Origin of the sequence: Metabacillus rhizosphaerae (assembly GCF_037201795.1) — a bacterium.
In the GTDB taxonomy this organism is placed as follows: domain Bacteria; phylum Bacillota; class Bacilli; order Bacillales; family Bacillaceae; genus Metabacillus; species Metabacillus rhizosphaerae.
Genome location: NZ_CP147403.1, coordinates 3,083,125 through 3,103,020, shown reverse-complemented (window position 1 = coordinate 3,103,020; position 19,896 = coordinate 3,083,125). Strand labels below are relative to the sequence as shown.

Annotated in this window: 18 protein-coding genes; 4 read left to right on the top strand and 14 right to left on the bottom strand. The window is 35.7% G+C overall.

What is annotated here, in order from left to right:
- Window positions 1-90 precede the first annotated feature (90 nt).
- Complete coding sequence (locus WCV66_RS15225) at window positions 91-1,002, top strand: ABC transporter ATP-binding protein (protein WP_338789460.1); 912 nt, start codon at window positions 91-93, stop codon at window positions 1,000-1,002.
- Window positions 999-2,099: an ABC transporter permease gene (locus WCV66_RS15220; protein WP_185653445.1), complete on the top strand. Its 1,101-nt coding sequence runs from the start codon at window positions 999-1,001 to the stop codon at window positions 2,097-2,099. The genes WCV66_RS15225 and WCV66_RS15220 overlap by 4 nt, the downstream gene beginning before the upstream one ends.
- Before the next feature lie 66 nt (window positions 2,100-2,165).
- On the opposite strand, the gene WCV66_RS15215 is transcribed toward WCV66_RS15220, so the two are convergent.
- From WCV66_RS15215 to WCV66_RS15180, 8 genes are all read right to left on the bottom strand, one after another.
- Window positions 2,166-3,095: a DUF1835 domain-containing protein gene (locus WCV66_RS15215; protein ID WP_338785944.1), complete on the bottom strand. Its 930-nt coding sequence runs from the start codon at window positions 3,093-3,095 to the stop codon at window positions 2,166-2,168.
- Window positions 3,096-3,263: 168 nt separating this feature from the next.
- Window positions 3,264-4,232: a sugar phosphate isomerase/epimerase gene (locus WCV66_RS15210; protein ID WP_338785943.1), complete on the bottom strand. Its 969-nt coding sequence runs from the start codon at window positions 4,230-4,232 to the stop codon at window positions 3,264-3,266.
- A 79-nt stretch (window positions 4,233-4,311) separates the two neighbouring features.
- Window positions 4,312-5,139 carry a carbohydrate ABC transporter permease gene (locus WCV66_RS15205; protein WP_338789458.1) on the bottom strand — a complete coding sequence of 276 codons (828 nt, stop codon included), beginning with the start codon at window positions 5,137-5,139 and terminating at the stop codon, window positions 4,312-4,314.
- On the bottom strand, window positions 5,139-6,080 hold the full coding sequence (locus WCV66_RS15200) for a sugar ABC transporter permease (protein ID WP_338785942.1): 942 nt from the start codon (window positions 6,078-6,080) through the stop codon (window positions 5,139-5,141). Before WCV66_RS15200 ends, WCV66_RS15205 begins: the two co-directional genes overlap by 1 nt.
- 54 nt (window positions 6,081-6,134) lie before the next feature.
- Entirely contained in the window at window positions 6,135-7,403 is a 1,269-nt protein-coding gene (locus WCV66_RS15195; RefSeq protein ID WP_338785941.1) for a sugar ABC transporter substrate-binding protein, read from the bottom strand.
- 11 nt (window positions 7,404-7,414) lie between these two features.
- Complete coding sequence (locus tag WCV66_RS15190; protein WP_338785940.1) at window positions 7,415-8,428, bottom strand: Gfo/Idh/MocA family oxidoreductase; 1,014 nt, start codon at window positions 8,426-8,428, stop codon at window positions 7,415-7,417.
- A 220-nt stretch (window positions 8,429-8,648) separates the two neighbouring features.
- The gene (locus tag WCV66_RS15185; RefSeq protein WP_338785939.1) at window positions 8,649-9,683 is read right to left on the bottom strand and encodes a LacI family DNA-binding transcriptional regulator; all 1,035 of its coding nucleotides are present in this window, start codon (window positions 9,681-9,683) and stop codon (window positions 8,649-8,651) included.
- Between the two features lie 398 nt (window positions 9,684-10,081).
- Window positions 10,082-11,296 (bottom strand): IS4 family transposase, encoded by a 1,215-nt coding sequence (locus WCV66_RS15180; protein WP_338785938.1) that lies wholly within the window; start codon window positions 11,294-11,296, stop codon window positions 10,082-10,084.
- 535 nt (window positions 11,297-11,831) lie between these two features.
- Here WCV66_RS15180 and WCV66_RS15175 point away from each other — a divergent pair.
- On the top strand, window positions 11,832-12,722 hold the full coding sequence (locus tag WCV66_RS15175) for an MBL fold metallo-hydrolase (RefSeq protein ID WP_338785937.1): 891 nt from the start codon (window positions 11,832-11,834) through the stop codon (window positions 12,720-12,722).
- 49 nt (window positions 12,723-12,771) lie between these two features.
- Here the strand turns inward: WCV66_RS15175 and WCV66_RS15170 are convergent, their stop codons facing one another.
- From WCV66_RS15170 to WCV66_RS15150, 5 genes are all read right to left on the bottom strand, one after another.
- Window positions 12,772-13,041: a DUF1292 domain-containing protein gene (locus WCV66_RS15170; RefSeq protein ID WP_066327095.1), complete on the bottom strand. Its 270-nt coding sequence runs from the start codon at window positions 13,039-13,041 to the stop codon at window positions 12,772-12,774.
- Between the two features lie 516 nt (window positions 13,042-13,557).
- A complete protein-coding gene (locus tag WCV66_RS15165) occupies window positions 13,558-14,556 on the bottom strand; it encodes an NADP-dependent oxidoreductase (protein ID WP_338785936.1) in 999 nt (332 codons plus the stop codon).
- 83 nt (window positions 14,557-14,639) lie between these two features.
- A complete protein-coding gene (locus WCV66_RS15160) occupies window positions 14,640-15,722 on the bottom strand; it encodes an alkene reductase (protein WP_338785934.1) in 1,083 nt (360 codons plus the stop codon).
- 98 nt (window positions 15,723-15,820) lie between these two features.
- On the bottom strand, window positions 15,821-16,519 hold the full coding sequence (locus WCV66_RS15155) for an SDR family oxidoreductase (RefSeq protein WP_338785932.1): 699 nt from the start codon (window positions 16,517-16,519) through the stop codon (window positions 15,821-15,823).
- A 456-nt stretch (window positions 16,520-16,975) separates the two neighbouring features.
- A complete protein-coding gene (locus WCV66_RS15150; protein WP_338785931.1) occupies window positions 16,976-17,554 on the bottom strand; it encodes a TetR/AcrR family transcriptional regulator in 579 nt (192 codons plus the stop codon).
- A 423-nt stretch (window positions 17,555-17,977) separates the two neighbouring features.
- Here WCV66_RS15150 and WCV66_RS15145 point away from each other — a divergent pair, with 423 nt between their 5' ends.
- Window positions 17,978-18,664, top strand: coding sequence for an SIMPL domain-containing protein (locus WCV66_RS15145; protein ID WP_338785930.1), 687 nt, complete (start codon window positions 17,978-17,980; stop codon window positions 18,662-18,664).
- 48 nt (window positions 18,665-18,712) lie between these two features.
- On the opposite strand, the gene WCV66_RS15140 is transcribed toward WCV66_RS15145, so the two are convergent.
- Entirely contained in the window at window positions 18,713-19,687 is a 975-nt protein-coding gene (locus WCV66_RS15140; protein WP_338785929.1) for an aldo/keto reductase family protein, read from the bottom strand.
- Window positions 19,688-19,896: the final 209 nt, after the last annotated feature.

Sequence of the window (19,896 nt, the reverse complement as noted above, 5' to 3'; positions counted from 1 at the left end):
CTATAATAATAGTTGGCAGTAATTGTATCATCCTCTGCACATGTAGAGGTTTCTTTATTTGCAATAAATGATGGAAAGGAGTGAACGAAAATTACGATTGAAGTAGATGGGTTAGTTAAAAAATATGGTGACTTCACTGCAGTAAATGATGTTAAATTCACAGTAAACACAGGTGAGGTTTTTGGATTATTAGGACCAAATGGAGCTGGAAAAACAACAACAATTGAAATGCTCGTAGGTCTTAGAAAGCCTGATCAAGGGACCGCTTACTTAGCAGGTTATGATATTCGAAAAGAAATAGGAAAGGTGAAAGAAGTAATAGGTGTTCAACTGCAATCTACTTCTTTGTTTGAATTATTAACTGTTGAAGAGATTATGAAAATGTATGCAAGCTTTTATCCAAGCCATGTCAGTATACCTGACCTTATTAACGACATGTTACTTTCAGAGAAGAAAAAAGATCGAATAAAAAGCTTATCTGGAGGACAAAAGCAAAGATTAGCAATCGCCTTAGCGATAATTCATGATCCTAAAATTGTTTTTCTTGATGAACCAACTACAGGTTTAGACCCACAAGCACGGAGAACCTTATGGAATATCATTGATAATTTAAAGGAAGCAGGAAAAACAATTGTCCTCTCCACTCATTATATGGATGAAGCACATGTGCTATGTGATCGTATCGGTATAATGGATAAAGGATCATTAATAGCTTTAAATACACCTACATCGTTAGTAAAACAGCTACAATCTGATAGTGCAGTCGAGTTTTCACTACAGTCCAAACAAGATTCCTTGTTTCTCAAAGAACTTCAAGGCGTGAAGCAAGTAACGAAAAGACATGATAAATATGTACTTTATACAGATTCCCTACAATCCACCTTAACAGATTTAATCCAACACACCTCAAGTAAAAACATAAACCTTCAAGATCTGCAAACAAGAACAGCTACTTTAGAAGATGTATTTATTCATATGACCGGAAGGAGTCTACGAGAATGAAAGCTTACCTACAGCTAACATTAGCTCAGCTCCGAATCTTTTCTAGAAATCGTCAAGTTTTGTTCTTTACACTTCTTTTCCCAATTATTCTAATGCTCGCTCTTGGTACATTTGTTGGGAACGGTAATGGAATTTCTCTATCAATCGCAATTGTAGACAATGACCAATCACAGGCCTCTAAGCAGCTTATTTCTCCTTTTAAAGAAAATGACGCATTTAAACTTGAACTAGTTGACGATGTTGATGAAGCTTTAAAGCTTTTGAAAGATGGAGAGAATCAGCTTGTAATGGAGATACCTGAAGGATATCATACATATTATAAGGACCTTGGCACAAATGAAGATCGCTTTACTTTACCTGTATATTATAATGAAACAAATTTATCTGAGTCTCAACTCGCCCTTTCCATTGTGAATGCAACTGTTGATGAAATTAGCAAGGATATCGTTAACTATTCTCCAGTTGTTGAAATTGAATCTAAGGGTGTCCGTGCACTAGATATTCAGTACATTGATTTCCTTGTTCCTGGGATCGTTGCAATGATGATTATGAGTAACAATATGAATGGTGTCGCAGGGCAAATTTCAGCGTGGAGAGAACGTGGAATCTTGCGGAGAATGCAAGGTACTCGCCTTAAAGCTTCAACCTTCATTTCAGCCCAAATTACTGCACGACTATTTTTAAATGGGTTACAAGCATTGCTTGTCCTGCTTGTTGGAGAGGTAGTATTTGACCTTAATGTAAATGGATCCTGGCTAGTATTAATCGGATTTGTAATTTTAGGAACTTTAGCCTTTATGGCACTTGGATTTATCATTGCCGGTGTTGCAAAAAATCCAGAGAGTGCTGGGCCAATTGCAGCCTTTGTAACGTTTCCAATGTTATTTTTAGGTGGTGTCTTTTTCCCAATTAGTAATATGCCTGAATTTCTACAGCCATTTGTAAATATTTTACCTATAGCTCATTTAACAACTGCTTTACGTGAGACAATGAATGTAGGTACTCCTATTACAGAACTTTGGGTTGAGACTTTGACTTTAGGCGGATGGCTTATTGTTTCATTCTTTGTTGCAAGTAAGGCGTTTAAATGGGAATAAGTTTGCCCAGTGATTTGTCCGAAGTAGTATCCGCTGTTTAGAAATAATGTGTGCTACTTACCTACCTTAGTAGCACACTGTTTTATTCAAATGTACACCTCCAACCCACCAATCAATCCCAATTAAATCAATACGATTCGCTTTTCCCTTTAAAACATTCTCACCATTAGGGCTAATAGTTAGGCTGGGATCTAAATGATAATATTCAAAAGCTGGCAATGGTCCATCAATTTCAAGTAGAGCATTTTCACCTTTGATTAACTCATTTAATAATGAAGCAATATGTAAATCACTTAAACCATCGTTTATTAATGACGGAGATATACTTTTGTAAAGATCTCTAAAAGAACAAGTCTTTTTTGCAATTGTGTTAAGTGCCAACAATTCAATTTCATTTAATCCTGTTAGAGCTGATGGGAAATACCTATCCTGTCGTTTAAACATTTCTAGTAGAAAAGGTAATTCATGTTGCTCATCAGTTATCCATTTTTTTACTTCCTCCAGGGTAGATGAGGTATAAGCATTCCAGCCTGTTACCGCCTCTTTTACTTGGTTGCTAGTGATTTTCACTCGTTGATTAAAGAGCTTAGTCAGTTGCTCAAAATTCAATTGACCTAACCCATAAAAAGGAGAAATGGTAGGATATGAGTTCACACTGACCATCGATAGATTTACGATTTTCTGAATCGATAATTGTGTTAGTATGTACATTAGCATCGTTTGATCATAGCGGTCATGTTCGAACCAAAGTACCACCTCTTCTTCTCGCGAAATTTTATTAAGTTGGTTTAATTGATTATGACAATTCTGCAGAAATAAAGTTGAAGGTATATTAAGTTTTTCCTCAAAAAAGATGGCCCTATTATTTATTAATTCGTCATTTGACCAATTGGAATTTAGTGGACCAAAATCATACATTTCTCTCCAAACAATTATATTCCCATTAAGTCCCTTAATTTTGTTACCGAGAACATCGCCGTTTACAATATGAATCATATTAGACACCTCAATTATTACTGGGATTGATAACTATCTATTATTTAAGATATATTGTTATAATCACCTTCCATCCATTCTATTATCATAGATTGCAAGAATTTGTGCAAAATAAAACCTCTTTGTACTAACAAAGAGGTTTTTAAGTAACCAATACTTACTTGTTTCTTAAGCCCACCACAATTCCTTCGCTCCTTGCTTAATTAATTTATCCTGCAAAAATTCAACAGCTTTTGTGAACCCTTCCTCTATACTCATTAAACCGTCTTCATGTTCTATACTTATAGCACCTTCGTAACCAATTGTTTGAAGACTGCTTATAATCTCTCTCCAGGTATCTTCACCATGACCATACCCAACTGTACGGAAAACCCATGAACGGTTTGCAATATCCTTATAGCTCTTTGTATCTAACACACCATTTAATGGATTGTTTTGTTGATCGATTCTTGTATCTTTTGCATGGAAATGAAATAATGCATTTTCTTTTCCTAATGCTTTTATACATGCTACTGGATCCATTCCTTGCCAAAAATAATGACTTGGATCAAAGTTAGCTCCGATTTGATCACCACACTTTTCTCTTAAACGCAGTAATGTTTCGGTATTATAAACAACAAATCCTGGGTGTGGTTCAACAGCAACACGTACATTATGCTCTTTTAAAAATTGATTTTGTTCCTGCCAATAAGGAATCACCTTTTCACGCCACTGCCAATCAACAACCTCTGAAAAGTCATTTGGCCATGGGCAAGTAATCCAAACTGGATGTAAAGAATAATCAGATTCACCAGGACAACCTGAGAATGTTACAACATTTTCAATCCCTAGCTTAGAAGCAAGTCTAACAGTATTTTGAAATACTTGATGATGCTCTGAAGCAATATCTTTATTTGGATGTAAAGGGTTACCATGACAGCTTAATGCGCTAATTTGGATACCTCTAGTTTGAAATGCCTCATAAAATGCATTAAATTTTGCTTGATCTGCCAACAGTTCAGCAGGATTACAATGTGCATTCCCTATATATCCACCAGTACCAATTTCTACAGTATCAAGACCAGAATCCTTAATGTAATCCAATGCTTCATCTAAAGATTTCTCCGAAAATAGTACAGCAAAAACTCCTAGCTTCATCTAAATCTCCCCCATAAAATTAGTTGAATATGTGTTTTATTAAAAATGACTTCTAGTAAATAAAATTAGTATTCTTCCTTTATTTCTCAGATCCTGCAGTGATTCCGCTTACAATATACTTTTGTAATAAGATAAACATGATAATAATTGGGGCAGCAGCTATCGTAGACACTGCCATTAGTCCATCCCACTGTGTTCCATATTGACCAATAAATTTTGTTAGCCCCATTGTTAATGGTCGAATTTTTTCATCTGTAGCTAACGTTAAGGCAAAAATTAAATCTCCCCAAGCGAATAAAAAACTGAACGTACCAACTGTTAACAATGTAGGTTTTGTCAAGGGAAGAACGACTTTAACAAATGCAGTGAAACGATTACAGCCATCAATAACTGCTGCATCCTCTAAACCTCTTGGAATTGAAAGAAAAAACGGACGCATTATTAATATAGCAAATGGTAAAGCGAGTGTTGTATTTCCGATTATTAAAGCTACATAACTATTTAGTAGGTTAAAATGACTAAATAAGATAAATAGTGGCATAGCTGTCATAATACCAGGTACCATTTGCGTGACAAGTAAGATTAGTAGGAAGATTCCACTACCCTTTAAGCGAAAACGAGCCATTGCATATGCTGCAGGCAAAGCTAATAAAAGTGTTAATAATGATGTTCCAATCGCAATGATTAACGAATTTTTTAGGTACAATAAAATACTTTGATCTTCTACTATATTTTTGATGTACGCACTAAACTGAATCGTTTCAGGAAAAATCATCGGAGGAGTTGCAAACACATCTTGAATTGGCTTAACAGACGTCGTGATCATCCAATAGATGGGAAATAGAAACACTGCTGTTATTAAGAGTGCAATGACAAACATTCCATATTGTCTTGTAGTATATTTCATCACATTGACTCCTCCTTCCTGATCAAATATAGGTAAATTAGAGAGATGACTGTTAAGATTACTAGAATAATTGTGGCTACAGCACCACTAAGACTAAATTTAAAGTTTACAAAAGCAAGCTCGTAACCGAAAAACGGAAGAACTTGTGTTGCATTAACTGGCCCTCCTCCAGTCATGATCAGAATAATATCAAATACTTTAAACGTGTAGATAATCCCGAGAACTAAGACGACTAAAGTTGCTGGCTTCATTAGTGGTAGTGTAATTTTAAAAAATGACTGTATTCTTGATGCGCCATCTATTTTTGCAGCTTCATAGACATCACTCGGCAGTGCTTGTAAAGCTGATAATAAGAGAATCATATTGAACGGAATTCCAATCCAAATATTTGTCACGATTATGGCCATTAATGCAGTGCTTTGTTGGCCTAACCAGTTTATGGGTTCACTTATTAATCCAATTTGGATAAGGAGATAATTGAGTACACCATAATCCACATCATATAACCATTTAAATAGTGTTCCCGTTATAACAAGCGGTGTCATCCACGCTAAAAGCAAAATTGAGCGAAAGAAGTTGCGCATCGGAAATTGTTGATTAAAAAATAATGCTAACAAAAAACCAATTGATAACTGAAAAACAATACAGGAAACAGTGTAAATCACAGTGTTCTTTAAGGATAGAAGAAATCTTTCATCTTGAAAAATTTGACGATAATTTTCAAGCCCGATAAATGACTTATCACCTTTTAAATTCATGATAGTAACATCTTGAAAACTAATAAAAATATTATAAAAAATTGGATATAGCATAAAAATTACAACAAAAAGAAAGGCAGGTATGATAAATAAATATTTTGGCAGAGATTTCTTCAAAAATGGACCAAATTGCAAACCAACACTTACCTTCCTATTAGATTCAACTCTTGTATCCGCTTCCAAAGTTTAGCCCCCTTCTGAATCAGTTTGAGCGTATTTCAAACTCAGTCGCTTTTATTATGGTAATAAAGGTTCTATTTTTTCTGCAGATTCTTTCATTACTTTTTCAACATCTTCACCAGTAATTGATCGTTGAAGGGCTTCTTGGACGATTGTTGATATTTCCGGATATTTTGTTCCGTAAGCACGAGGTTTAGATGTTTTTATCTGTTGGACAAACACTTGTAATTGTGGGTCTTTGTTCCATTCATAATTCTCATCGCTAGCAACATCTTCACGGTTAGGTAATCGACCTCCAAGTTCATGCATTGGTCCCAATACATCAGGCTGTTGAGTCCAGGTTATAAAATCAAATGCTTCCTGTTTATGTTCTGTTGTTGCTGTAATAGCCCAGTTTTCTCCGCCAAGTATTGAAGCAGCTTGTTCATCTTCTGGCATAAGTACAACATCCCAATTCATATCCTTAGATTCTTCTCTAAGTGTAGGAAGCTGCCACGGTCCATTTACCATCATAGCTGCTTTTCCTGTTTGGAATTGAACAAGAACATCTTGCTGATCCCAATTAATAATATTTTCCGACATCGAGCCTTCTTTCACTAAATCTTGGATAAATGTCATTGCAGAAATAGCTTCTGGACTACCAAAGGAGTCTAAATCAGCACCAGATTGCCATAAGTAAGGTAAAAACTGGAATGTACCCTCTTCACTTTTAGTTGCAGCAATTGCTAAACCTTTGCGATCATTTGTTGTTAATTTTTTTGCTGCTTCTTTTAGGTCTTCCCAAGTTTTTGGTGGTTCAGTAATACCGGCTTCTTCAAACATGTCTTTATTGTAATAAAGTGCAAGCGCATTACTATTATTTGGAATACCGTAGTACTTACCATCTAACATCGTTGAATCTTTTGGACCTTCAAAATATTTATCTGCTTCTCCCCATGCTTCTACTTCCTTTGTAATATCAGCAAATACCCCTGCAGCTGCGAATGATTGATGATCAGGATTATCGATTATGACGATATCCGGCAATTCGTTCCCCGCAATGCCTTGTAGTAGTTTCGTTTTTAAATCCGCAAAAGGAAAATACGTTCGCTCGAACTTAATATTCGGGTGACTTTCTTCATACTTACGAAGCAATTCTAATTGTTCTTTCTCTGGAGGTGAATCTGGATTTAAATAATCCCAAACCTTTAATGTTACGACTTCATCAGTTTTATTTTTGCCATCTCCTTGTTGATCATTACTAGCCCCATCACTACTACATCCAACAAGTCCGATTAGCATTAAAAATAAAAGACCACATATTAATTTCAAGTGTGATTTCATCATAAATTCCCCCTTTAATTAATTGCTTCTATACTTTTACTCCCTACAATGGTTACTTCTTCACCATGTTTAATAGATTGTAGGGCACCACCCACTATTGCAAAGCTTTTTAAATTATCCTCGAGATGAGTGATTGGCTTTCGATTTTCTTTTATGGCTTGAACCATTTCAAAAATCGAAAATTCACGATCAGTATAAGGCATTTTGGGAAGCTCTAACTCATGTGTTTTTCCATCTTCATAAGTCAAAAGTGGAACATCATCAATTAATTCAATAATTCCTTTGCTCCCTACTAAACGAACCTCTCCATTCCAAGATGTTTCTTTCCCACGTGTTACCCAACTCCCAAAATAGTTGATTAAGGTTTCATCAAATTTAATGATTGCGCTTGCAACTCCATTCCCACCAAACCAACTCCAAGATGGTTTCATACTTTTTGAATAAATGGATGTCGCATCTTTCCCTAAAATATGTCTTAATAAATCAAAGTGGTGTATGCTCATATCTTCTATTAAAATCTCACTATATTGATCTCGCCAACCACCAAATTTTGTTGCTCTTCTAAAATTCCATTCTCCATATTCAACATTTCCAATGATACCTTGTTGAATACAATTCTTTATCGCTGAAATCTCTGGTCTCCATCGATAATTTTGACTAATCATAATAAATTTCTCGTATTTCTTCGCTTCATTATATAATTCAGTAGCTTCTTCGAATGTATGAGTAATTGGTTTTTCCATGAAGACATATAATCCTGCTCGTAGTGCGTCTAGTGCAAGGCGTTTATGTGTTTGCGGTGGTGTAATGATGATCGCTATATCTGCTTCAACTTGTTCAAATGCTTCTAAATGATTTTGGAAAAACTGAATTGAGTCATCCTTCAATAATTTCTTTGCATCCACTATGTTATTCTCATCCACATCAACAACAGCAACTAATTCAATTTCATTAAAATCTCGTAAAATTGTTAACCAAGATTGACCAAATCCTCCAACACCTATTTGGATTACTTTTAACCGACTCATTAATCGTCACTCTCCTACTTATTGGTTTTAAAAGAACAACTTTCTCAATAAATGATCTTTGTACCACATCCTTTCAAGAAATGAAGAATAATATAAATTGATTATCGTACATCATTTTTAATAATAAGAATTGAAACAGGTAAACTACTAAAGTACTAAACAATTCTGAACTATTTACCCGTATCAATCTAGGTGTTTTAAACTGATGTACGATAGTCAATTATTCGTGTACATAATATTTCACATTGCCCTTTGTTACAATTTCCAGTTTTACAATGTCCTTTACAACCTGTATAGGCTCCCCTAGCATAAGATGATCAAATACTTTTCTTACTGCAAGTGACCCTTGGTAAACTGGATCCTGACAGATCGTTGCAGTTATGACATTATTCTTAAGAAAGTGATGAATTTCTTTATTCATATCGTGACCAATTAGAATTGGATTCTTATTTAATTTCATTTCTTCTATTCCTCTTGCCACATCGGCAAGTGCTCCAGTGGCAACATAAATTCCATCGACCAGTTTTAACTCGTCTTCTAATTCCATAATAGAGTTTGAGAGATCTGTGTTACTAATTTTCAATGGGCGTATAAGCTCCATTTTATTTGACTGTGCCGTATATTCTATAAAACCGAGAACTTTTTGCTGCATTTGAAACGTATTCATTTTATCTGTAATTAATGCGAATTTTTTAGAAGTATGTGTAAAATGATACAAAAGCTCTCCAGCTAATCGCCCAGAATCTTGATAATCTGCACCAACGTAGGATAGTCTTTTGCTTGTAGGAGAGTCGCTGTTAAACGTATAAATCGGAAAGCCGTTTTCAATTCCTGTATTGATTACATGTATGAATGGGGTTGCATCATTAGCTGAAAGGACAAGTCCGTCATATTTTGTTGATTGAATAATATCCTGAACAACTCGCACTTGCTCTTCGACTTCAAATTTCGACGTTCGAATGATGTCTATTTCAAATCCATAATCACATAAATCTTTATATGCCTTCATAATTCCCATTTCAATTTCTTTCCAGAAATATTCTGGATAAATAGGAAAAACAAATGCTACGAGAATTTGCTTTTTTCGAGAAAGTAAACTCGCGGACATATTTGGTTTGTAATTTAATTCCTTTGCCTTTTCTAAAACCTTTTTTAATGTTTTAGGACTTACACCACTTCTGTTATTCAATGCTCGATCGACAGTAGCAATAGATAAACCTAGCTGTTCAGCAATCGTTTTAGCTGTAATTTTCATGTCATATCACCACTTATCTAAAAATCTTATGTAACGATTAACTTGCTAATTTGAGTTATATCATATAGGAAAAGTCGATGTCAACTAATTATTTGAATTTTTTGATTATTGATGTACGTAAATCTTTTTGGGTTTTTATAAAGTCTGACTAGCCAAACTTTGTTGCTATATACCAAGTAGAACGGTGTGGTTGATTTCCTCTCCAGTTGCTCGCTTTCCGCGGGGCGGGCGGTGAGCCTCCTCGGCGTAAACGCCTGTGGGGTCTCACCCACTGGTTTTGCAAAGTTGTAAATAAATTTGAATATAAGTGAAAATTTTACATCTGTATTTTACTGTGGGAGCAAAAAAGAAAATCTTCAAATAAGATCACTATTTGTCCCCATTTTTTGTAAGTTTATTTATTTAATTGTTCTTTTGACTTGCTTTTTTCTTTTCTCAACGACAAGAGCTACATGACCATAATTTACTTTTCCCTTTGGCTTATCGGGTATTTTCTGCCTGCCCTTTGACGTTTTCTTTGGTTTGTATTCCAAGGCATCGATAAATTGACCCCATGGTCTATTAAGGTAAGTCTGGATATGCTTTAAAATGGACAACATGCTTTTTTCGGATTTAGATTTTAGCTTCACGATCAGGGTAAGAACATACGCGATCATTGCGATATACATTTGGTTCCAAATCCCCTGTGGTTTTGTGCTCCACACTTTGACAAAGCGTAGAGACTGTTTGATCCACTTAAAGAATAGTTCAATAACCCATCGATTTTTGTAAATCTCGGCAATTTCAGGTGATGATAAATCCCATCTGGTCGTCGCTACTTTATAGATCTTCCCCTCAGAATCTTGATATTCTACCAACCTTACAGGTTCCATTTTCTTTTCAGCACCAAGTATCACCTTTGCATCTCTAACGATATTTTCCCCTTCGGGTACTTCGAATTCTTCTAAAACTTGAATCGTGATATCACTTTTTATTCTAATGACAAATTTAATGCCTTCTTTAATCCATCGATTCATCCTGATTTTATCCATATAACCACGATCCATCACATAGGTGGCATCAGAGATTTCTATTAATAATTCTCCTCCTTCGTGGTCTGAAGCCTTCCCGTTGGAAGGCACAATTTTATCTGGGTAATGAACATCAGGTGATGCCACGACTAATCGGGTATGCATTTTGACCACGTTCCATCCTTTTGTGACGTAAGCCCATTCAGATAAAACAGCTGGAAGTTTAATATGAGTTGCATCTACTATTCGGAGTCTCCCGATATTAGGAAGACCTGAGAAGTGATGGGTATGAAAATTCAATTGATGTAAGACCTTAAAGAATAATTTTTGCAGGACCGTAGTATCTAAGTCATTAATTCTTCTGCTTAACTGTGAACTACTAATGCTTTCTATCCCAATCTCTTTCATGAGTCCTGAGTACGCCCGCATTTTAATTTCGAATTCAGGATAAGACTCCCAATGATCTAGTTGTGCGGTGATGAACAGTTTAATCAATTGTTCAACAGAAAGCTTTTTCATATCGTAGTTTAAGAGAGGACAGGATAAATCTTCTGTAGGTAATAAAGACAAACATTGACTAATAACAGTTTTATGAGCTAACATAATATTGGTTTGGTGCTCCTTTGTAGATAGTTTGTTTATGGGAACAAACATTCAACATATCTACAATAGGAGCTTTTTTTGCGTTTGTCTATAACTTACACAGATTGTTATTTACTTATTTTGGTAGGTGTGCAAAGCCAGTGGGTCTCACCTGTCCCGCTACTCCCGCAGGAGTCTCGCACTTCCGCTCCAATCAACCTTAAGCAGTTTTCGTTTTATAATCAACAATGTCTTAGAATAGAGCCTTTATAAAAGAGATAAATAGGTACAGGAGTATTTGTACTGTTACCATCTGAACAAATTGTCAAGCACTTTAGTAAGAACACTTTTAAAAATTTTTGTAAAATAATTTACTAAATAAAGTGATTCTCAATGTCCAATTTCAATGCCAAGTAGTTCACTTCCATTATGATTCCTTACAAGTTAATCATTCATTTCAAATCGATTTCATATTGGAATGTTTTCTGATATAATGAATGAGTATTCATTCATTTGTTATTGTGAAGGTTGATCAATATTTAACGAGGTGATCTAGATGAAAAAACTTGGCCCTATTCTAATTGTTGAAGGACCAAATAATAGTAAGGTTCCTTATTCACGTAGTTTATACATAAATTGTTCTGAGAAGGTGTTAATTGATACTGGTGCTGAACCTCAAGAATTAATGAAAATAAACGAGCAATATGGAGTAAATTTAATTATTAACACACACTATCATCCAGATCATACTCAACATAATTATTTGTTCAAGCATGCTAAAAAATGGATAAATCCAATTGAATATCACACTTCACTTACAATTGATGGAGTAGCAAAAAATAATGGGATTTATCAGGAGTGGGGTTCAGAAGGTGCAAAGTTATGGCAAGAAAATATTCCAAAAGAGTGGATTCAAAGTCTTTCAGAAATCGATGGAACATATGCTTATGAAAAAGAGTATTCATTTGGTGGAGTAAACGTCATTTTTTTGCATACACCAGGACATACTAAAGGATTTTCGTGCCCTTACTTCCCTAACTTAGGTATTGTCTATACTGGAGATTATGATATGACATCTTTTGGACCATGGTATAACGGCACAGATGGAAGCATAGATGAATTTATCCAATCAGGCCAGCGCCTGCTAAACATTGATGCAGACATATTTATTACTGGTCATCAAAAGGGTGTCTTTTCAAAAACAGAATTTAAGGATGCGATGATGAATTTTTTATCGATTATTGATATGCGAGATGAAATCATTCAACAATATGTTCAACAAGGTATGAATTTTGAAGAGCTTACGAGTATTGGGATTTTTTATCCTCGAAAAGCTTTAGAACATAAGCTTTTAAAGACATGGGAACGAGGTGGTATACGAAAACATCTCCATCGACTTGGCTACACAGTTGAGAATGCCACAATTAAGCTGCTATGTGCAAAGTAACCGTAACCTTTTTAAAGATTTTATAATAAAAGAGAGGGTCCCCCCTCTCCTATTCTTCCTCATCCATTAATTCTTCAAATGCAGATGATACTTTATCGAACTCCTCATCATTCTCGATTGCAGAGAAATCACCTTCATCATCTAGCTTTAAAAAGAACACATCGATATCCTCTTCTGAATCATCTTGAATATCTTCAACAAACCCAACAGCTACATAATCTGTTCCTTCTAATGTAATTGCAGCCAACACTTCAACTTCATTTTCCTGATCATTTTCATCAGTAATTGTAAATACTTCGCCTACTTCAATTTTATCCATTTTAAAAACTCCTTTTTATCAACATACAAAAATTATTGGAAAATAACGCTACCCTTGAAAAAACTAGTACTCCAATAAGAGCCAATCTATAAGGGTATGTCCACTTTCCCTTCCAACAAATAGTAACACTAATACTATTATATTTCCAAACAAATGAAAATTAAAACTTAACTATGTTAGGGATGTTCATAGATAATGCTTAAATATGTATTTAACACGAAGTTAATTCTTGAATTATTCCTCTCACATCAATCCGTAATACTGTTCTTTTCGAGCATGGTTATAAATTATCTCCCCCTAAAAGTCTTTATTACTTACGATTTATCTATCAAAAAGTTACAATTTTTCTATATAATAATCATAATATAAGTGACAGAAAAATAGTGGTTTTTTCCTTTTTAAACTAACCTTCCCCGTTTGCGACATAAATAAAAAGCTACCCTATTGGTAGCTAGATCTATAAAAGGAAGCACCTAATAGTTTAACAAGAGTTCTTCCATTTACTTAAATTTCAGATTAGAAGGTTACAATAACTTTGCCCTGTGAGTGTCCAGTAGAAACCTTTATTAAGGCTTTGTTAATGTCATTAAAATTATAAATTGAATCAATAGATGGCGTGATATTTTCTTTTTCAACAAGATTAGTGATTCTTTGTAATTGACTGCCATTGGCGTGTACGAATAAAAAGTGATATTCATTTTTATGTTTACGTGCTAAAAAATCTACACGAGCACCCACTAAACCAAACAATAATTGTTTCCACATTGGAAAATTATTGTCAACCGCAAAGCGATAATTAGGTACGGCTTTTAATGATACTAACTTTCCTTGAGGTTTTAAGATACCAAGTTCTGCTTTTATCTCTTTTGCTCCCAAGGTGTCAATAACATAATCTATATCAGATAAAATGTTGGCATAGTTTTCCTCATGATAATTTATGAATCTATCAGCACCAATCGACAGTGTACGTGATCTACCCCTCTCACTGCCGCTTGTTATAACATATAACCCCATTGATTTGGCGATGGGGATTGCCATAGCACCAAAGCCACCGGTTCCTCCAGGGATAAATATCTTTTTGTTAGGCTGAGCATTGAGTACGTCATTTAATGCTTGATAAGCAGTCAAAGCAGTGAGAGGAACAGCGGCTGCTTCAATAAAGGATAGATTTTTAGGCATTATGGATATCGCATCTTCATTGATGACCGCATATTCAGCAAAAGCTCCAATTTGATTAACTGGCAACCTCGTATAAATGTGGTCACCAACGTGGAAATTCTCAACATCTTTTCCAACAGCCTCAATAACGCCAGATAGTTCATTTCCTAAAGTTAATGGTAAATCATAATCAGAAATCATTCGAATACTTCCATTTATAATAAGGATATCTAATGGATTAACACCTGCTGCTTTTACTTTAACGAGTACCTCACGGCTATTAATTTCTGGTATTTTAACATCATTCAATTCCACTTGAACTTCTTTTGAATATTTCTGCATTTGAGCAGCTCTCATTTTTTCATCCTCTTCCTTTACAATACTTTGGTATGGCGTACAATTTTTCAGTTGTACGCCATTCTTCACCCTAAAAGCTATACTTACTCTTCTTGAGATTTTAATTCTTTCATCGTAGGATAATCCGTATAACCCAAGCTTCCGTTACCACCAAAGAATGTTGTACGGTCTGCTTCATTCAAAGGAAACCCTTTTTTGAGACGTTCTACTAAATCCGGATTAGCTAATGACCATACACCGACTGGTACCATATCAGCAACGCCATTATCAATATCTACACTAATATCTTCTAGAGCTCGACCAGCTCGATTGACTAATAATGGATTTGACCAAATTGAACGAATTTCATGGAGCAGTGTTTCGTTTCCTAAATGCATAACATGAAGGTAAGCTAAATTGAATTGAGTTAATTCTTTTACAAGATGGAGATAAACTTCTGGACCTTGTTCACCTTCTTCAATCCCACCAAGAGGTGTCCCTGGTGAAATCCGAAAGCCTGTTCTTTCTGCTCCAATTTCTTCAACGATTGCTTTCGTTATTTCGATAGCAAAGCGAGCACGATTCTCTATTGATCCACCGTATTTATCCGTTCGTTTATTAGAATTCACTCCGATAAATTGATGAATTAGATAACCATTTGCTCCATGAATTTCAACGCCATCAGCTCCTGCTTCAATAGCTGCAGATGCTGCTTTTCGGAAGTCTGCAATTGTCCTTTGAATATCTTCTTCACTTAACTCCCGTGGAACGGGTATTTCCTGCATCCCTTTAGCAGTAAACATTTCTACACTGGGTGCAATAGCAGATGGTGCAACTGCTTGACGATGATGTAGTGTATTGTCAGGGTGCGACATACGACCAACATGCATTAATTGGATATACATAAATCCACCTGCTTCATGCACCGCATCCGTAACCTTTTTCCACCCTTCAATATGCTTTTCAGTATAGATGCCAGGTGACCATAAGTAACCTTGTCCATCATCAGAAGGTTGTGTACCTTCACTAATAATTAATCCCATAGATGCTCTTTGAGAATAATAAAGGGAACTTAGTTCTCCCGGTGTACCATCTTCTTGCGCTCTACTACGTGTCATTGGTGCCATCGCTAAACGATGAGGTAATTCCAAATTTCCAATTGTCGTTTTTCTCCACAATTTATCCATTTTTGTACACTCCTCTTCAAATTATGTTACCCGTTGTATACTTGTGTCCTTTTACCTTTTGTTTGAAATTGGACAAATCACTGTATTAGTAATTTGTATTAGGAGAGATGTGGGTATATCGCAGATACACCACCTGCAAAATCTCTTTGGACCTTTCGGCTCACGTCATCAGCAACAATTTCAAAGCTGTCGGATTCTAATCCATCAATAGCAATTTTTGCGATATCCTCAGGGTTGGATTTGGGAACTTCTAAGCTCGTCGTCATGTCTGTCTCCATGAAGCCTACATGTAATCCAGCTATTCTCACATTTTGAGGATAGAGATTTAAACGTAGGTCGTTCGTCAATGCCCACTCTGCCGCCTTTGCAGCCGTATAAGCGCCAACAGTTCCCGAACTAACCCAAGATAATGCAGAAAGAATATTCAGAATCGATCCTCCCCCATTATTTACTAGAATCGGTGCAAAAGTACGAACCATGGAAAGTGTTCCAAAGAAATGCGTATTAAACTCCAATTGTATTTTATCGAGATCACCGTCAATCAAAGAAGCACCTGTAGACGATCCTGCATTGTTGATCAAAAGCGTAACATCCTTAGCGACCATAGCGGCTGCAGCTACCTCTTTAGGGTTGGTAATATCAAGCTTTACAGGAATTACGCCGGGAATGTTAATGGACTCAGGATTTCTTGCACCAGCATAAACCTTAGCCCCTCTGGTTAGAAGTTCAAGTGCTAAATGGCGTCCAAAACCTCGGTTCGCGCCGGTGACAAATGCGACTTGTTCAGAAATTTTCATTTTTATGTGCTCCTTTTATTAATTAATTTTGGTACAACAAAATGGCTTCCTCCTCAAAACTACGCAAGTAATGATTTTCTTAAGGAGAAGTTGTGGACATAGGCAAGTCTCACTATATGGGAATGATCATTCTAAAAAGCACAAAAGAATGTTCCCTTCATGGAGAGATATTTAAGTAAAGCAAGACCCATATACGAGAACGACCATTCTAAAAAACACAAAAGAATGTTCCCTTCAAGGAGAGAGATTAAGCAAGGAAAGACTCATATACGAGAACGATCATTCTAAAAAGCACAAAAGAATGTTCCCTTCATGAAGAAAGATTAAGCAAAGCAAGACTCATATACGAGAACGATCATTCTAAAAAATGGATAAGCAATGATATCTTCTTAGGAGTAAGCTTTACTACAGCTCAGACTTACTCACAAAGGAACTATAGTTCTAATAATAAAATAATTATTTATCTAAAAGTTTTATGGATAAATTGGCTATACCGTATAGTTTTTCTTTGGGAATGGAGGTTCTTGTCATTACCCTTAACCCAACACATACAGTATGCAGATGTTCCGCAAGTTCTCCGGCATCATATTCTGAGGTAAATTCTCCCTCCTCCTGCCCCCACAGAATAATATCCTTGAGTAACTGCTCTGATAGTGTAAACGATTCAGTGGACTTTGAATCCACATCGGCATCGCGCATTGCCAATTCCACCGCCGAATTCACCATTAAACAGCCTGAAGGCGAGTTTTCTTCACCGTATATCATGAAACTAAAAATAAACTGAAGAGCCTCCGCTGCAGTCTTGGAACGTTTAACTTCTGCTGTAAGCTCTGAACTGACTTTATCGTGAAATCGATCCATAGCTTTCAAAAACAGCGTATGTTTGTCACCAAATGTGTCATACAAACTTCTGCGATGGATTCCCATATGCTCGACCAGATCGGTCAAGGATGTCTTCTCATAACCTTGTGCCCAAAAGAGCTTCATCGCCTTGTCTAATACTACGTTCTCTTCGAATTCTTTGCTTCTTGCCATTCTATTTTCCTCCTCCCATAGTCAATATAACATTTTGAGAACGATCGGTAAAGAAAATAAGCTCAAAACTTATTCAAAATAATATCAAATGTAGTGAAATACCTATAGTACAAGTAAGGAAACTCCATAATCTCTTCTACATTTTCGCTATCAGCTTAACCTAAATCCCTTGATTATGTTCTCCTAAAAATCGTACCAGAGGCTGATTTTTAGGAGAACATACTTTTGTGGAATAAAAAAACTGGAGGCTTACAAAAACATAATCAATAACCCAATAATATCAAAGATTTAAGACGTTTCATTTTTTAAGGTTTAGTTTGTATATTATGTATTTATTGCAAACTTTACATCATACCTTAAATGGAGAACATCACCATTTACTTATCCAAATGTTTATATTGAAAAGAAGAAAGGAGAAACATAATGTGTTATTTTCAAACACCTTTTCCTTACAATAACAATAGTTACTCCAGGACAGTTAGGCAGGTTCAAGGTAAAATGATAATTGAAGGTAATGGTCGTATAACGGTTATGCCTGACCAAGCAATAATGAACATCGGTGTTATGACTGAAAATAGCAATGTAGAAATCGCTCAAAATGAAAATTCCAAACTATCAAACCAGGTTATTGAATCACTTCAACAAGTAGGAATCTCATCTCATGATATCCAAACATTATCTTATACGATTCAACCCATTTATGATTTTGTTGAAGGTAAGTCTATTTTAAAGGGTTATCAAGTGCAACATGTTTTCGAAGTCACAGTACGTGACCTTCAGAAAGCAGGAGAGGCTTATGAAGCAGCAGTATCTGCTGGCGCTAATATGGCAGGAAGTCTGCGTTTTGAAGTGTCCAATAAGGAAGGATATTATCAAGAGGCTTTACAATTGGCAATGAAAAATGCCACTGAAAAGGCAATGAAACTAGGGCAACAAATAGGGGTAACAATTCAACTTCCACCTACAAAAATTACAGAAGAACCTGTTGCTTTCGCACCGAAAGAATTATCAATGTCCTTTGCTACAGAAACAAGCTTACAAGCTCCTCCTCCAATCCAAAAGCGAGAAATAGAAATCGAAGCAAAACTTTCTGCTGTTTTTCAATATTAATATTTGGCAAAGGACGGTACCTAATTCATTGGTCCGCCCTTCTTTTGATCATCTTAATGGAGTAAAACCTTCCACTTTCTTTAATGTTTTCTCGATCTTTTCTAGTACATCAGCTTGAAGGTTGACTTGAACAGCCTTTACATTTTCTTCAATCTGTTCCGGTCTACTTGCTCCAATTAATGCAGAACTGATTCCTTGTTTTCGAAGTACCCATGCTAATGAAAGCTGAGCTAATGAAATATCAAGCTCCTGAGCTATTCCCTCTAGATCCTGAACACATTCCAACACATTTTCTTTCAGATAACTATTGATAACACCATTAACGTTATCGTTTGCTGCTCTGCTTTCTTGTGGAATTTGTGTTCTCGGCTTGTATTTTCCTGTTAAAATGCCTTGTGCAAGTGGAGAAAATACAATTTGCCCAATTCCTTCTTCTTCACTAACTTTTAGTACCTCGTCTTCTATGTAACGCTCAAACATATTATAAATTGGTTGATTTGAAACAAGTGGATAAAGATTCAATCTTTTACTAATTCCAGCAGCCTCCTTAATTTGTGCTGCACTCCATTCACTAACACCACCATAAATTATTTTCCCTTGGGTAATTAAGTCATCAATGGCCCTTAGTGTTTCATCTGTAGGTGTTTGCTCATCATATCGATGGCAATAGTAGATATCGATATAATCCATACCGAGACGTTTTAAGCTCGCTTCACATTGTTCCATTATATGTTTTCTAGATAATCCGCGATCATTTGGTCCTTCTCCCATTGGAAAGAATACCTTTGTTGATAACACGTAATTTGACCGACTGTAAGGCTTTAGTGCGGCACCCATTGCTTCTTCTCCAGCACCTCGGTTATAAGCATTTGCTGTATCAAAAAAATTAATGCCGCACTCAAATGCTTTTCTGATACATGCATTAGCAGCTTCTTGTTCTGCTGCCGTTCCATATGTAAGCCAACTACCCAGACCAATCTCACTCACCTTTAATCCACTATTCCCTACACGTCTATATTTCATTATTCAGTCACCTAACCCTTTATAAATTTTATTCTATTAAACTAGCAAGTATTATTTTGTCTATAGCACTTAATTAAATTCGCGATTTGACGATTGATCCCTTTATATTGGCATGTTAAATTCCAATTATTTAATTATGCTTGGAAAGAGGATTAAAAGAGAACTTACAGACTGCAATCTTTGGGTTCCTTTTCATTTGCTCATAAATT

Bases quoted from the DNA above. Each gene is read 5' to 3' on its own strand.
- WCV66_RS15140 (WP_338785929.1), bottom strand. From the start codon at position 19,687: ATGAAATATAGACGTGTAGGGAATAGTGGATTAAAGGTGAGTGAGATT.
- WCV66_RS15155 (WP_338785932.1), bottom strand. From the start codon at position 16,519: ATGAAAATTTCTGAACAAGTCGCATTTGTCACCGGCGCGAACCGAGGT.
- WCV66_RS15185 (WP_338785939.1), bottom strand. From the start codon at position 9,683: ATGAAAATTACAGCTAAAACGATTGCTGAACAGCTAGGTTTATCTATT.
- WCV66_RS15150 (WP_338785931.1), bottom strand. From the start codon at position 17,554: ATGGCAAGAAGCAAAGAATTCGAAGAGAACGTAGTATTAGACAAGGCG.
- WCV66_RS15175 (WP_338785937.1), top strand. From the start codon at position 11,832: ATGAAAAAACTTGGCCCTATTCTAATTGTTGAAGGACCAAATAATAGT.
- WCV66_RS15215 (WP_338785944.1), bottom strand. From the start codon at position 3,095: ATGATTCATATTGTAAACGGCGATGTTCTCGGTAACAAAATTAAGGGA.
- WCV66_RS15205 (WP_338789458.1), bottom strand. From the start codon at position 5,139: ATGAAATATACTACAAGACAATATGGAATGTTTGTCATTGCACTCTTA.
- WCV66_RS15165 (WP_338785936.1), bottom strand. From the start codon at position 14,556: ATGAGAGCTGCTCAAATGCAGAAATATTCAAAAGAAGTTCAAGTGGAA.
- WCV66_RS15170 (WP_066327095.1), bottom strand. From the start codon at position 13,041: ATGGATAAAATTGAAGTAGGCGAAGTATTTACAATTACTGATGAAAAT.
- WCV66_RS15220 (WP_185653445.1), top strand. From the start codon at position 999: ATGAAAGCTTACCTACAGCTAACATTAGCTCAGCTCCGAATCTTTTCT.
- WCV66_RS15180 (WP_338785938.1), bottom strand. From the start codon at position 11,296: ATGTTAGCTCATAAAACTGTTATTAGTCAATGTTTGTCTTTATTACCT.
- WCV66_RS15195 (WP_338785941.1), bottom strand. From the start codon at position 7,403: ATGATGAAATCACACTTGAAATTAATATGTGGTCTTTTATTTTTAATG.
- WCV66_RS15190 (WP_338785940.1), bottom strand. From the start codon at position 8,428: ATGAGTCGGTTAAAAGTAATCCAAATAGGTGTTGGAGGATTTGGTCAA.
- WCV66_RS15160 (WP_338785934.1), bottom strand. From the start codon at position 15,722: ATGGATAAATTGTGGAGAAAAACGACAATTGGAAATTTGGAATTACCT.
- WCV66_RS15145 (WP_338785930.1), top strand. From the start codon at position 17,978: ATGTGTTATTTTCAAACACCTTTTCCTTACAATAACAATAGTTACTCC.
- WCV66_RS15210 (WP_338785943.1), bottom strand. From the start codon at position 4,232: ATGAAGCTAGGAGTTTTTGCTGTACTATTTTCGGAGAAATCTTTAGAT.